Source organism: Arthrobacter sp. 1088 (assembly GCF_031455315.1).
Classification (GTDB): Bacteria; Actinomycetota; Actinomycetes; order Actinomycetales; family Micrococcaceae; genus Arthrobacter.
The window spans coordinates 118,196-132,062 of sequence record NZ_JAVDSM010000012.1 but is presented as its reverse complement, the minus strand read 5'-3'; the positions used below and the strand labels follow the sequence as shown (position 1 = coordinate 132,062).

Annotated in this window: 10 protein-coding genes; 4 read left to right on the top strand and 6 right to left on the bottom strand. The window is 63.0% G+C overall.

From position 1 onward, the window contains the following. Positions 1–8: 8 nt before the first annotated feature. The 3 genes from cydD to J2Y41_RS18610 are packed head-to-tail and all read right to left on the bottom strand — an operon-like array spanning position 9 to position 6,137. The gene (gene cydD / locus J2Y41_RS18620) at positions 9–3,440 is read right to left on the bottom strand and encodes a thiol reductant ABC exporter subunit CydD (RefSeq protein ID WP_309930664.1); all 3,432 of its coding nucleotides are present in this window, start codon (positions 3,438–3,440) and stop codon (positions 9–11) included. A 7-nt stretch (positions 3,441–3,447) separates the two neighbouring features. Further along, complete coding sequence (cydB, locus tag J2Y41_RS18615; RefSeq protein ID WP_224167084.1) at positions 3,448–4,524, bottom strand: cytochrome d ubiquinol oxidase subunit II; 1,077 nt, start codon at positions 4,522–4,524, stop codon at positions 3,448–3,450. 17 nt (positions 4,525–4,541) lie between these two features. Further along, positions 4,542–6,137 (bottom strand): cytochrome ubiquinol oxidase subunit I, encoded by a 1,596-nt coding sequence (locus tag J2Y41_RS18610; RefSeq protein WP_309930661.1) that lies wholly within the window; start codon positions 6,135–6,137, stop codon positions 4,542–4,544. A gap of 280 nt (positions 6,138–6,417) precedes the next feature. On the opposite strand from J2Y41_RS18610, the gene J2Y41_RS18605 reads away from it, so the two are divergent. Continuing rightward, the gene (locus tag J2Y41_RS18605) at positions 6,418–6,804 is read left to right on the top strand and encodes a BlaI/MecI/CopY family transcriptional regulator (protein ID WP_189016115.1); all 387 of its coding nucleotides are present in this window, start codon (positions 6,418–6,420) and stop codon (positions 6,802–6,804) included. A gap of 5 nt (positions 6,805–6,809) precedes the next feature. Then, complete coding sequence (locus tag J2Y41_RS18600; protein WP_224089597.1) at positions 6,810–7,811, top strand: M56 family metallopeptidase; 1,002 nt, start codon at positions 6,810–6,812, stop codon at positions 7,809–7,811. A 52-nt stretch (positions 7,812–7,863) separates the two neighbouring features. Here the strand turns inward: J2Y41_RS18600 and J2Y41_RS18595 are convergent, their stop codons facing one another. Then, entirely contained in the window at positions 7,864–8,400 is a 537-nt protein-coding gene (locus tag J2Y41_RS18595) for a Chromate resistance protein ChrB (protein ID WP_224089595.1), read from the bottom strand. A gap of 34 nt (positions 8,401–8,434) precedes the next feature. Here J2Y41_RS18595 and J2Y41_RS18590 point away from each other — a divergent pair, with 34 nt between their 5' ends. Next, complete coding sequence (locus J2Y41_RS18590; RefSeq protein WP_309930657.1) at positions 8,435–9,682, top strand: MFS transporter; 1,248 nt, start codon at positions 8,435–8,437, stop codon at positions 9,680–9,682. Positions 9,683–9,700: 18 nt separating this feature from the next. Here the strand turns inward: J2Y41_RS18590 and J2Y41_RS18585 are convergent, their stop codons facing one another. Beyond that, positions 9,701–11,809 (bottom strand): type IIA DNA topoisomerase subunit B, encoded by a 2,109-nt coding sequence (locus tag J2Y41_RS18585; RefSeq protein ID WP_224089593.1) that lies wholly within the window; start codon positions 11,807–11,809, stop codon positions 9,701–9,703. A 220-nt stretch (positions 11,810–12,029) separates the two neighbouring features. Here J2Y41_RS18585 and J2Y41_RS18580 point away from each other — a divergent pair, with 220 nt between their 5' ends. Continuing rightward, a complete protein-coding gene (locus J2Y41_RS18580; RefSeq protein ID WP_021473125.1) occupies positions 12,030–12,251 on the top strand; it encodes a hypothetical protein in 222 nt (73 codons plus the stop codon). 210 nt (positions 12,252–12,461) lie between these two features. Here J2Y41_RS18580 and J2Y41_RS18575 read toward each other — a convergent pair whose 3' ends face one another. Further along, positions 12,462–13,781, bottom strand: coding sequence for an RNA polymerase sigma factor (locus J2Y41_RS18575; RefSeq protein ID WP_224167079.1), 1,320 nt, complete (start codon positions 13,779–13,781; stop codon positions 12,462–12,464). Positions 13,782–13,867 lie beyond the last annotated feature (86 nt).

The window sequence follows — 13,867 nt, the reverse complement described above, 5'->3', positions numbered from 1 at the left end:
CCAACAGGCTACTGGGGAGTAGGCACTCTCACCAGCCCAGCCGCGCTGGGGAGCTCCAGCCTGGCATCTGCTGGATCGATGTCCTCCGGGTTGTGCGTCACCAAGACCACCGTGACGTTCCGCAAACCCCGGCGAAGGGTGGCCATCATTTCGCGTGCGGCAGCAGCGTCCAGGTGCGCCGTGGGCTCATCCAGCAACAGTACCCGCGCGCCCGTCAGGAGTGTCCTGGCCATGGCGAGGCGCTGCCGCTCACCACCGCTGAGGAATGCCCCGGCTGATCCAATACGCGTGTCGAGCCCCTCCGGCAAAGTCTCCACCAGCACGTCAAGCCCCACGTCCCGCAAGGCCTCATGCATTTCCTGTTCGTTGGGCTTCTTCCCCGCGGGCCTCGCCAGGAGGAGATTGCCCCGGATGGTGGAGTCGAAGAGGTGGGCTTCCTGCGGGCACCACGCCGCTGTCCCCGTGAGCAGGGCCCTGCCTTCCTTCACGGGAAGGAAGCCAAGGAGGACGGAAAGCAGCGTTGATTTGCCGGCTCCCGACGGGCCGGTGACTGCCAGCCATCGGCCTGGCGCTGCCTCAGCGGTAACCCTTGAGAACACCGTGGGGCCACCGGGCCATGCAGCCGCAATTCCGTTCAACTCCAGCCCCGCCTTGCCATCGCGGTCAGGCAAAGGGTGCGTACCGGCGTCGTGATCTGCGTTGACCGCATCGGCGGAGGCGGACAACGCCCCGGTAGCTGCCACGCGACCCAGGATGTCTGCGAGCGCAGGGCCTTGGCGGACGGCGGAAACGGTTGCCGAAAAAGGCTCCACGAGGGCCAGTTGCATGAGCACGATCACGGCAACCAAGGCAGGAGCGGCGGAACCATCCTGAACAGATTCAGCGCCCAGGAGCGCCGCCCACAGGGCGGCGAGCGAGCAGGCGAGGACGGTGACGGCCTGGCCGAGACCTTCGGCCCAGGCAGAACGTTGCGCCGAAACAGTAGCGGCACGATCCTTGTCGCTGAGTGCGGTCAGGATGCGTCCGGCCACGCCGTTGGCGGTTAGTTCGGCGCGGGCATCGAGGGCGGCCGCAACACCGCGGAGCACCACCGAGCGCAGCTGGTGCTCAGCCTTGGCGGCGTTCCGGTCAGCAAGTACGGCAAGGACCGGCGCAACAATGAGTCCCACCAAGGTCGCAAAGGCAACGGCGGGCACGGCAACGGGCAACACCATGGCAGTTGCAGTGATGGCCGCAGCGCCAACGCCCAAGGCAGTAAACGGAGGGAGGGCGACCCTCGGGAGGAGGTCCCTGAGTGTGTCAACGTCGTCCACGATCGAGCCCAGGACGTTGCCGCCCTGCAAAAGCCGGCGAAGTGAGAGTGCACGGCGGCTCAGCGTGGCCCAGAGCGCCCCGCGCAGGCATGTCATCGCAGCAAAGATGGCGTCGTGGGTCAGGAGCCGCTCGCAGTAGCGAAGGACGGCCCTGCCGATGCCGAAGAAGCGCACACCAACGATCGCTCCCAGGAGGTAGAGGATGGGTGGCTGTTCGCTGGCCCGGATGATGAGCCAGCCTGACAGGCCGGAAAGGGCGACTGCGAAGAGTGCGGCGAGGACTCCGACCACGCCTGCCGCGGCGAACTTGGCCTGGACCGGTCGGAGGACGAGCGCGAGGCGTTGCACGTTGGGAAGCCATCCCTGGTTCAAGGATGTGTGGAGGGCCGCGTTCTGCGCTTCCGGATTGGGTGCGTTCGCCCCGGCTTTGACAGCAGAGGCGGACTGGTAGGCGGGGGTTGAAACGACGGTGGCGGTAGAGGCAGCACTTGGTTCCGCCACGGCGGCGGGCTGCTTCGCTGCAGGTAAGTGCTCCACCCGGACTACATGGTCGGCGAGCGCCCTGGTGCCGGAGTCGTGTGCTATCAGGATTACGGTGGCAGAGCCTCGAAGGGACGTGATGGTCGAGCGGACAACGCTGGCTGAGTAGTGGTCCAAATGTGCGGTGGGCTCGTCCAGGAGCAGCACGGTGGCACCGGACTCGAGCCGGGCCAGACCCCGCGCAAGAGCCACACGGCGCAACTCCCCCGGGCTGAGCTCGGCAGGGTGCTTGGCGGCGAGGTGGTCAGCCGAGACTCTCCGCAGGATGTTGACTACAGTATCCGCTGTCCCTTCCCCGCCAAGGTACAGCTCCATCTCCTCCTGCACGGTGTCGGCCACCATCACGGGGTGTTGCGGTACCCACGCCACGGTACCCGTTGATACGCCAGTTACGGTGCCGGTCACGGATGCGCCGGGGCCAGGCCCGATAAGGCCCGCGAGGACACCCAGGATTGTGCTTTTTCCGGCGCCGCTCTCTCCGTCCAGCGCCGTAACGGAGCCTGCCGGCGCGGTAAAGCCCAAACGTTCGACGGCGGGTGCGGACCGTCCGGTGTAGGTCACCGTGAGGCCTGCGACCACAATGTCAGCCAGCCCGGCCCGGTAGGCCTGGTTCTCGCTAAGTAGCTCGGTATCGATAAGACGCTGGTGCGTGGGCGCCTTCAATACGGTGTTGGCAGTTTCCAAGGCTGCCCTGCCGTCATCGCTGGCATGGTGGGCGGTACCGAGTTCACGCAGTGGCAAGTAGCAGTCAGGAGCAAGGATCAGTGCCAAAAGCCCGGCTTCCAGGGCCATGTCTCCGGCAACCAGCCGCACGCCGATGAAGACCGCTACGACAGCCACTGAGATGGTTGCTATGAGTTCCAGGGCAAGGGCGGAGAGGAATGCCGTCCGGAGCGTGACCATGGTTCGGCTGCGGTATTGCTCGGAAATGTCCTCAAGTGCTGCGCGTTGCTCGCTGGCCCGTCCCAAACCCACCAGCACAGGCAGGCCTTTGGCAAGTTCAAGGATGTGCCCGGACAATCTGCGCAGCATGGTTTGGGCGTCCCTGACGCTATCTTCCGTGTGGCGGCCTATCAGGATCATGAACAGCGGCACCAAGGGAACGGTCAATACGATGACCACGGCGCTCACCCAGTCGGCAATCAGTATCCGGGCACCGATGAGCAGCGGAACGGTGGCGCAGTTCACCAGGGCCGGCAGGTATTGGGTGTAGTAGTCATCCAGTGCGTCCAGGCCCCGTGTGGCGAGGATAGCCAGCCCGCCGTCGTTCGTGCCCTCAACCGCCGTTGTTCCGCCCTCGGCCAGTGAGCGTTTGAGGAGCTGCGCCCGCAGTTCCTCCTTGACCCCCAGCGCGGCACGCCGCGACGCAACGCCCTGGCCCCAGACAGCCAGGGACCGCAGCACCGCGCCGACGGCGCCCCACACTAGCCCGCTGGTCCAATCGGACGGACTTCCGGCCAACCCGGCCAGCGCACCCGCCACCGCCTGCGCCATGAGAACCAGCGAAAGTGCCTTGAGGGCTGAGAGCAGGCCTATTCCGTAGAGGGCGGATCGAGTGGCCGGGCCGGAGGGGAACACGGGCTTCATGGCGCGGCTATGCTCCCGGGTTGGAAGGGCCGGTGTTTTCCTTGGCAACCAGCACCTTGGCGGCGATGGCCGGAAGGAAACCGTGGGCTTGGGGAATGTGCGCTGCGCTGACACGGCGCCGGAACACCCAGTATGTCCAGGCCTGGTAGGCGATAACCAAGGGAAGGCCGACCGCCGCCACGATGCTCATCAGGCCCAGCGTGTAGTCGGAGGAGGAAGCATTGGAAATAGTCAGGCTGAACGCGGGATCCATGGTTGAGGGGATAACTACCGGGAACGCGGCCCCGAAGATCGATGCCGTGGCGCACAGCACGAAAGCTCCGATCGCAGCGAAAGCCCGGCCCTCGGAACCGTTGCGGGCCCACTGCCAGGCCAAAACAACTGCCGCGACTCCAGCCACCACAATGACCCAGGTCCAGGCTTTGCCGCTCAGGAACTGCACTGCAACCATCCAGGCGAGCATGGGCAGGACGGCAACCGGCACCAGCCGCACAAACCAGCGGCGGGCACGCAGCCGCACCTCGCCGTCGGTCTTCAACGCAAGGAAGGCCAGGGCATGAACCAAGGCGAAGGCGACAACACCGAAACCGCCCAGGAGAGCGTAACCGCTGAACCAGGCGAACGGTCCACCGCTTCGGTCCCCGTTGGCGTCCAGCGGCAACCCCGTGGTGGTGAGCGCCAGCGCTGCGCCGATGCCAAAGGCGGCCACGAAGGATCCAACAGCGATTGCCCAGTCCCACGTGGTGCGCCAGCGTTCAGTGTCCACCTTGCCCCGGTATTCGAAGGCAACTGCCCTGAAGATCAACGCCACCAGGACGCACAGGAGCGGTAGGTAGAGCGCCGAGAACAAGGAGGCGTACCAGAGGGGGAAAGCTGCGAACGTGGCTCCGGCTGCGGTGAGAAGCCAAACCTCGTTGCCGTCCCAGACAGGGCCGATGGTATTGAGCAGTACGCGCCTGTCCGTGTTGTTACGCGCAAACAGCTTCATGAGCATGCCAACCCCGAGGTCAAAGCCCTCAAGGAAGAGATAGCCGGTCCACAGCACTGCGATGGCCACGAACCAGATGGTTGGCAACAAATCCATTGTCTATTCCTCTGTTTCTAGTAGGCGAACGCCAGGACGTCGTCGGCTTTGTCGGGGCCGGGTGCGCCGTCGTCGTTCTTGTCGCGGGGCTGCTTCTCCTGGCCGTGCGCAAGTTCGGGCATGGCGGAGGCAACGCCACCACGGACGTACTTGACCAGGAGCTTGACTTCCACCACCAGCAGGACGGCGTAGATTGCGGTCAGGACAACCAGGGAGGTCATGAGCTCGCCGGCACTGACACCGGGTGAAACGGCAGCGGCGGTGAACATGAAGACCTGGTCAATGCCGTTCATGTCAGGGTTTGGGGCTACGACGAAGGGTTGCCTGCCCATCTCCGTGAAGATCCAGCCGGCGGCGTTGGCCCCGAACGGTGCCAGGATTCCGAAGACGGCAAGGCGCATGAGCCACTTTGACCCAGGGACGACGCCCTTGCGGGTGACCCACAGGGCTATCAACGCGGCCAAGGCGGCGACGCCCCCGAAGCCGATCATCATCCGGAAGCCCCAGTAGGTGACCTCCATGACGGGCACGTACTGGATTTCCTGGCCGGCGCGGTCGCCGTACAGCGGGTTGTCCGGCAAGTGCGTGCCGTACTTCTCCTTGTACTCCCCAAGCAGGCTGTTCACGCCCTTCACCTCGGTGGTGAAGTCGCCCTTGGCGAGGAAGGAAAGGATCCCGGGCACTTCGATGACCGCCACGATGTCGTCGCAGTTCTTGGCACCCAGGTTGCCGACGCTCAGTACGGAAAACCCGGTGCCATCGTGGCACGCTGCCTCCGCTGCAGCCATTTTCATGGGCTGCTGTTCGAACATGAGCTTGCCTTGCAGGTCTCCCGTGAGGGCGGTGCCGGCAAAGGAGATCATCGCCACCACAGCGCCGATCCGGAGGGAACGCATCCATACGGTGTAGTCGCCCTTGTCGCGGCCCGGGATGTCGGCCTCGCCTGCGACCAGCCGGCCGTCCGCGCCAACCACGTCAATGCCGTCATGGCGGCGGCGCCACAGGTGATACCAGGCGATGCCGAGCAGGAAGGCACCGGCAACACCAAGGGCGCCGAAGAGGGTGTGTGGTACGGCAACCAGTGCAGTGTTGTTGGTGAAGACCGCCCAGGCGTCCGTCATGACGGGCCGGCCGTCCACCATCTCAACGCCCACCGGGTGCTGCATCCACGAATTGGCCACGATGATGAAGTAGGCGGAGAAGACGGAACCAATCACGGCAATCCATAGGCATGCCAGGTGGACACCGCGCTTCAGTTGCTTCCAGCCAAAGATCCAGAGCCCAAGGAAGGTGGACTCGACGAAGAAGGCGAGAAGGGCTTCGAGGGCCAGCGGTGCACCAAAGACATCGCCAACGAACCGGCTGTATTCGCTCCAGGCCATGCCGAATTGGAATTCCTGAACGATGCCGGTTGCCACACCCATGATGAAGTTGATGAGGAAGAGCTTGCCCCAGAACTTGGTCATCCGGAGATACTCCGGCTTTCCCGTGCGGTACCACAGGGTCTGGATCACCGCCACCACCAGGCCGAGGCCGATAGTAAGGGGCACCATCATGAAGTGATAGACGGTGGTGATCCCGAATTGCCAGCGTGCGATTTCCAAGGCGTCCATGGCTGTCCTTTGTCCGGCGGCCCGAAGTGCGGTGTACTTACTTCTACGTTGTGTAGAAATCTATTCTTCTACACAGTGTAGAACAAATAGCCCAGCCACATGCCCATTCTTCAAGTGGCGTTACGCACCTGCAAGGGTGAATCGGCATCCGCGGCGCGCCGATAGTTCTACCTCACGTAGAATGAAGGGCTGAAAAGCGGTAGATTTATTGTGGAATGTTGGATCATCGCTCCCGGGTTGCGGCTTATGCCACCGGGACGCGGAAGGTAGGGACGTATTGATGGCGAGTCTTGGGGAACTGGAACGGGCAGTGATGGACCTGCTCTGGGCGGGCCAAGAGGCTGCAACTGCCAACACTCTGCGTGATCTTCTCGCGCAGGACTCCGAAGCCGGCGACGGCACAGCAGGACACCAGGGCAAAGACCTGGCAGTGACCACAGTCCTGACCGTGCTCTCCAGGCTGGAGAAGAAGGGCCTGGTGGAACGCGAACGCGGAACCCGGCCGCACCGCTACCAGGCTGTTTCGAGCCGCGCTGACCACACTGCGGAACTGATGCACGAAGTCCTTGGCTCGGCTCCCGACCGCGAAGCGGTCCTGGCCCGCTTCATTGGCTCCGTCTCCGAAAGTGAAGCCGCTACCCTGCGCAAACTGCTCGGCTACAATTAGCCAGTATGTTCTGGACCTCATACTTCCTGGCGGTCCTGGCATTGATACTGGCGTGGCCGGTACCCGTTCTTCTCTCGCGTGCGCAATGGCCTGCCCGGTCCCCCTTCACGGCCATGGTCCTGTGGCAGGCGATTGCCCTCGCGGGTGGTTTGTCCATGATCGGCGCCATGCTCGTCTACGGACTGGAACCGATCGGCGACAACCTGATCGCGGGGCTCAGGAGCCTGGCGGGAATGGTTTTCAACAACGAGCCAACCACCGCGCTTGGCTTCTGGCACCTTTTTGCCCTCTCCGCGGCCGCACTCCTGACGGCGCACTTGGTGTTCACGCTGCTTTTGACTTACTACAAGATTGAACGGCAACGCAGGCGACACCGCGAACTGCTCACGCTTCTGGCATCACCCTCCGACGACGGCCCGGGCACCGTAGTGATCAACCACGACTCCCCTGTGGCTTACTGCCTGCCCGGCGGCGCACGTTCGGTAACAGTCTTGTCCGACGGCCTCATGGCTGCACTGGAACCTGCAGAACTGCGGGCGGTGCTCATCCATGAAAATGCCCACCTGTCGCAGCGTCACGATCTCCTGCTCTGGGCGTTCGCTGCATGGCGGCAGGCACTCCCCTGGTTCCCCACCACACGACTTGCCCAGACAGCCGTGAACTCCCTGATCGAAATGCTGGCGGACGACGTCGCGCTCAGGACCGAAAGCAAAGGCACGCTGATCAAGGCCATCGCCATAGTCTCCAGCGGGTCCTCAACGCCAGAGCCTGGCGGCCATTCACTCAGCCCACGGGCCCTCAGCGGCGGGGGCGCCGTCGTCGAGGGCGGCAGCATAAGCGCCACCGGCGGGGCAGATTCACCGCGCACGACGGCGTCACGCGTCAGCCGCCTGCTCTCACCACAGCCCCCACTCGCCACCGCTCTTCGCGCCCTGGTCCTGGCCACCTCAGCCTTGCTCCTCGCCGTACCCACAGGGCTACTCATTGTCCCCGGGTTGCTCGGCTAGAGTCCCTTGGCTTGGCTAAGGCCGAAAGTTGCCCGGGGAACGTGCTGATCCTTTAGGGAAGAGTGGCGTCATAGACCAAGGACGAATACTCCTCCAAAGCGGTCACGCAGCGGGCCAGGCGCTCTGAAGCTTCACTGGCTTGCGGGAGTCGGAGTACATCCCTGGATTTCAACCCGCGATACCAACGTCGCAAGCGCTCCAGGCTTTGTTCTTCCTCCTCCAGCTCTGCGAACGTGAACTTCTTCCGCGAAATCTCCTTGGCTATCTCCTGCTCAAACTTTGCGCAATCCGCCATGAATTCCGCCCACTCCTCGGCGCGGGCCGTCTCGAACGCCGCGCGGAAGGTGTCCGCGCCATCTCGAGGCGAAGCATCTATCAAGGTCCACTTGCCCTCGCTTTTGGCAACAAGGGAACGGGCTTTGGCCAGGCCGGCGTCAAAAGCGGGGTGGGCCGGAACCAGCCATGTCCCGGGGGACAACGGAACCGCTCCGGTCCGCCGAAGCTCCCGCCACACGGCAACACGGTGCTTGGAGGGTTGCGATGGCACGTGGACCAGGATCAGCAACCATCCCAATTCGTCATCAGTCACAAGATTGAATGTAGCAGCTGTTACATTGAGAAGCGTGAACGACCACAAGTCACGCTTGAGTGCAGACATCTCCCCCAGCCGCCGATGGCCCCTCTATGCGGCCGGCTTCACCACCGCATTTGGAGCCCACGCAGTAGCCGCCGGACTTGGCGCCGAAAGCGCGGACATCGGCCTGAGCCTGCTTGGCCTGGGCATCCTGTTGGCCCTGTACGACATCGCGGAAGTCTTCCTCAAGCCGGTGTTTGGGGCTGTCAGCGACCGCATCGGGCCCAAACCGGTGATCATCGGAGGGCTCCTTGCCTTCTCCGGTGCGTCCCTGATCGGACTGTGGGCCGATGAACCCTTCATGCTGGCCGCAGCGCGTCTTGGCCAAGGCATGGCTGCCTCGGCATTCTCGCCGGCATCTTCTGCCGGCGTTGCCAGACTGGCAGGCAAACATACCGGGCGCTACTTTGGCCGTTACGGCTCATGGAAAGGTCTTGGCTACGCGATCGGTCCCCTTTTGGGAGCTGTCGCGATCATCGCAGGCGGATTCAGCCTGCTCTTCCTCATCCTCTCCTTGTTGGGCTTGGCAGTAGCCGTCTGGGCGGCCATCTCGGTGCCGCGACTGGCTCCCCTGCCCCGGCCCAGGTACACCATCGTTGATGTCTGGAAGCAAAGTACCGAGCGATCATTCCTTGGACCTACCGTGGTGCTGGCTGCGTCGACCGGCGCCTTGGGCGCGGCAGTGGGCTTCCTCCCTGCGCTGGCGGCAAGGGAAGGGCTGGGCACCGCCGGCAGTGTCGCCGTCGTAACGGTATTGGCCGTGGCGTCTTCCCTCGTCCAGCCAAGGATCGGACGATTGCGGGATCGCGGAGTCCTGGCAGACCGGCCCGGCATGGTGGCCGGTTTGCTGGCCATAGTCCTTGGCGTACTCATCGCGGGCCTTCTTCCCGCAGCATTGGCCATGGACGGCGCCGTTTCCATCTATGGCGCCGTGCCGATCTACTGTGCTGCCATTTTTGTCGGCTTGGGAATTGGCGTTGCCACCCCACTGGCCTTCGCGCACTTGGCCGATGCGACTCCCGCCGAACGCCTCGGCCGCACGATGGGATCAGCTGAACTTGGCCGGGAGCTTGGCGACGCCGGCGGCCCATTGTTGGTGGGCGGGGTTGCCGTAGCGGCGGGTCTCCCGTGGGGCCTGGGCGCGCTGGCCCTCGCCGTAGGAGCAGCGGCCTTTGCTGCACCAGCTTCCGCGGCTTCCGGCTCCGTTACGAAGCCAGGCCGGAAACCGCGGGTCTGAACGCTATTACGCAGTCTCCTAGGCGTCGATGCGTTCCCGGTCCAGGGTCGCTGCCCCTGCGATGATGAATTCCTTACGGGGCGCGACGTCCGAGCCCATGAGGAGATCGAAAACCTCTTCGGCACGCTGGGCGCTGTCGATGCCGACCTTCCGAAGGGTACGGTGACGCGGGTCCATGGTGGTCTCGGCGAGCTGCTGTGCATCCATTTCGCCCAGGCCCTTGTAACGCTGGATGGGCTCCTTGTAGCGCTTGCCTTCCTTGGCCAGGTTGGCCAGGAGAACATGCAATTCTGCCTCGGAGTACGTATAGATCATCTCGTTGGCCTTCTGCCCCGGATTGATGACCTCCACGCGGTGCAGGGGCGGAACTGCGGCGAACACCCGGCCCGCCTCGACCATGGGCCGCATGTAGCGGAAGAAGAGCGTCAGCAGCAGCGTGCGGATGTGCGCGCCGTCGACGTCGGCATCCGTCATCAGGATGACCTTGCCGTAACGCGCCGCATCAAGGTCGAAACTCCGGCCTGAGCCTGCGCCGACAACCTGGATGAGTGCAGCACATTCTGCGTTGGAGAGCATGTCCCCTACCGACGCCTTCTGGACATTAAGGATCTTGCCCCGGATAGGAAGCAGGGCCTGGAAATCCGAAGACCGGGCGAGCTTGGCGGTACCGAGGGCGGAATCACCCTCAACGATGAAGAGCTCGGATCGCGCCACATCATCAGTACGGCAGTCGGCAAGCTTGGTGGGCATCGAGGAGGTTTCCAGTGCGTTCTTCCGGCGCTGGGTCTCCTTGTGCACCCTGGCCGAAATGCGCGACTTCATCTCCGCAACGATCTTTTCCAGCAACAACGCCGACTGCGCTTTGTCATTGCGGTTGGCCGAGGACAACCTGCTGGAAATTTCCTGCTCGACCACCTTTGCGACGATGGCGCGAACAGCGGACGTGCCAAGGATTTCCTTGGTCTGGCCTTCGAACTGTGGCTCGGCCAAGCGGACGGTGAGCACAGCGGTGAGGCCGGCCAGGACGTCGTCTTTCTCGATTTTGTCGTTGCCTGCCTTCAGCTTCCTGGCATTCGTTTCAACGGCCTTGCGGAAGGTTTTCAGCAGGGCTGCCTCGAAGCCCGCCTGGTGCGTGCCACCCTTGGGCGTGGCGATGATGTTGACGAAGCTGCGCATCGTGGTCTCGTAACCGATCCCCCAGCGCAAGGCGATATCGACTTCGCAATCGCGTTCAACTTCGGCGATCTTGCTGTGCCCGTTTTCGTCCAGGACCGGGACGGTTTCCTTGAACTTCCCAGAACCGTGGAGACGCCACACGTCAGTGACTCCGGAGTCGGCTGCGAGGAACTCCACGAATTCCGAAATACCGCCGTCGTGGTGGAAGACTTCCTCGTGCACACCGTTCTCGCCAGGGGTGCCCGCGAGCTTGCGCTCGTCGCGGACAGTGATCTTCAACCCGGGGACCAGGAACGACGTCTGGCGTGCACGCGAGGCGAGGTCATCGTACGAGAATCTGGCGTCTGGCGTGAAGATCTGGCGGTCGGCCCAGTAACGCACCCTGGTGCCGGTGACCCCGCGTTTGGCCTTGCCAACCACGTCCAATACAGAGTCTTCGACGAAAGGCTCGAAGGGCGCGTTGGGGCTGGGCTTGGCGCCGGCATCAATGAAACGTCCCGGCTCACCACGGCGGAAGGACATCTGGTACGTCTTGCTGCCGCGGTCGACCTGGACATCCAGCCGGCTGGACAAAGCGTTGACCACGGAGGCGCCCACACCATGGAGGCCACCGGAGGCGGTGTAAGAACCGCCGCCGAACTTGCCGCCTGCGTGCAGCTTCGTGAAGACAACCTCGACGCCGGAAAGTCCCGTCTTCGGTTCGACGTCTACAGGGATGCCCCTGCCGTCGTCATGGATTTCGACCGAATTATCCGCATGCAGGATGACTTTGATGTCATGGCCGAAGCCCGCAAGGGCCTCATCAACAGCGTTGTCGATGATCTCCCACAGGCAGTGCATAAGGCCACGGGAGTCGGTGGAACCGATGTACATGCCCGGGCGCTTGCGAACGGCCTCCAGGCCCTCCAGGACAGATAGATGCCGGGCGTTGTATTCAGAACTCGGTGCCACTCGCGGTGTGCTCCTTCGGGGTATATCTCAAGGCAAACACTGCCCATCTTAGGCTAGTCGCGGTCCCCTATCGGCACCGGTTGCCACTCCCGGAAACCGGCATTCTACTTCGTTACGTTACGCACATGTGATACGCGGACAGCGAAAGTGATCCATCCTTGCCATGGTTCTGCTCCGAATACTGGTTATATGGATGTACAGAACTACTAAGGAGGCCGACATGACAACAGCAGTTGCAGACCGCACACTGAACGCAGCTGACCGATGCGATCGTTGCGGGGCTCAAGCATATGTCCGCGTTGTACTCGAGTCCTCCGGCGGTGAGCTGCTGTTTTGCGGCCACCACGCACGCGCAGTTGAGGCCACGCTCCGGCCCCTGACCTCCGACTGGCACGACGAGACCGAGCGCCTCAACGAGAAGGCACCTGTCCCGGTCGATTAGACAGGACTGGCGGTAAGGCCGGACACTATCCAGCCACATCACTTCGAGCAAGAACAGGGCTCCTCCCATCCGGGAGGGGCCCTGTCTAGTTTGAAAGCCATTGATCCGCTTTGAGTGACAAAGTACCCGAAACAGCATTGGCCCGGTCGGATACTCCGACCGGGCCAATACCGTTGTCAGTGGACCTCTTTAGTCCACCAGGACCTCTTTTTAGTCCAGGTAGTCCCGCAGGACCTGCGAGCGGGACGGGTGCCGCAGCTTGGACATGGTCTTGGATTCGATCTGGCGGATGCGCTCACGGGTAACGCCGTAGACCTTGCCGATTTCGTCTAAAGTCTTAGGCTGGCCATCGGTCAAGCCAAAGCGCATTGCTACGACCCCGGCCTCACGCTCGGACAGGGTGTCCAGAACCGAGTGCAACTGCTCCTGGAGGAGCGTAAAGCTCACGGCATCAGCCGGAACAACAGCTTCAGAGTCCTCGATGAGGTCACCGAACTCGGAGTCGCCATCCTCCCCCAGCGGCGTGTGGAGCGAAATCGGTTCACGGCCGTACTTCTGGACCTCCACGACCTTCTCAGGCGTCATGTCCAGTTCCAGCGCCAATTCTTCCGGCGTAGGTTCACGGCCCAGGTCCTGGAGCATCTGGCGCTGGACACGGGCGAGCTTGTTGATGACTTCCACCATGTGCACCGGGATGCGGATGGTGCGGGCCTGGTCAGCCATGGCGCGGGTAATGGCCTGGCGGATCCACCACGTTGCGTACGTGGAGAATTTGAAGCCCTTGGTGTAGTCAAACTTCTCCACGGCGCGGATGAGGCCCAGGTTGCCTTCCTGAATGAGGTCCAGGAAGAGCATGCCACGGCCGGTGTAGCGCTTGGCCAAGGAAACAACGAGGCGAAGGTTGGCTTCGAGCAGGTGGTTCTTGGCCCGCTTGCCATCGTGGATAACGAATTCAAGTTCACGCTTGAGCTTCGGGTCCATGGAACCGTCGTCGGCGTTGATCTTTTCTTCGGCAAACAGGCCGGCTTCGATGCGAAGCGCCAGATCGACTTCCTGTTCAGCATTCAGCAGGGCGACCTTACCGATTTGCTTCAGGTAGTCCTTCACGGGGTCAGCCGTGGCACCGGCCGACATGACCTGCTGGACAGGGGCGTCGTCGTCATCGGCGTCCGAGTAGACGAATCCGGATCCGGAGGGCGCTGCCTTGTCCTTGCCGGTTCCGGCGCCGTCCTCGACATCGTCGTCTCCGACTTCAACTTCCTCAGCTGCTGCGGGATCGAAATCTTCGTCCTCGACAACCACTTCTTCGGCGTCGGCCTCGGGGTCCGAAGACTGGTTCGCGGCTTCGGCCGCGGCCTTGGCGCCGGGCTTGGGTCCACGCTTCTTTGGTGCCGGCTTGTCAGAGGTGTCCTCTGAGGCCTTGGTGGCAACACGTGTCGCCGCACGCTTTGCCGAAGTGGCCGCCTTGTTTTCCTCAGCGGACAGTTCGGCCTGGGCGGCGGGTTCCTTCTCGACGGAAGACGGGGTCACAGAAAACCTTTCTAGCGGCGGTCTGTGGAATCACCATGCGGGCAACACCACTATGACCCTGTCAAGTCCGCGATCAATTTCAAATG

Coding starts and splice junctions, on each gene's coding strand:
- J2Y41_RS18580 (WP_021473125.1), top strand. CDS start 12,030: ATGACAACAGCAGTTGCAGACCGCACACTGAACGCAGCTGACCGATGC.
- J2Y41_RS18600 (WP_224089597.1), top strand. CDS start 6,810: ATGTTCTGGACCTCATACTTCCTGGCGGTCCTGGCATTGATACTGGCG.
- cydB (WP_224167084.1), bottom strand. CDS start 4,524: ATGGATTTGTTGCCAACCATCTGGTTCGTGGCCATCGCAGTGCTGTGG.
- J2Y41_RS18610 (WP_309930661.1), bottom strand. CDS start 6,137: ATGGACGCCTTGGAAATCGCACGCTGGCAATTCGGGATCACCACCGTC.
- cydD (WP_309930664.1), bottom strand. CDS start 3,440: ATGAAGCCCGTGTTCCCCTCCGGCCCGGCCACTCGATCCGCCCTCTAC.
- J2Y41_RS18605 (WP_189016115.1), top strand. CDS start 6,418: ATGGCGAGTCTTGGGGAACTGGAACGGGCAGTGATGGACCTGCTCTGG.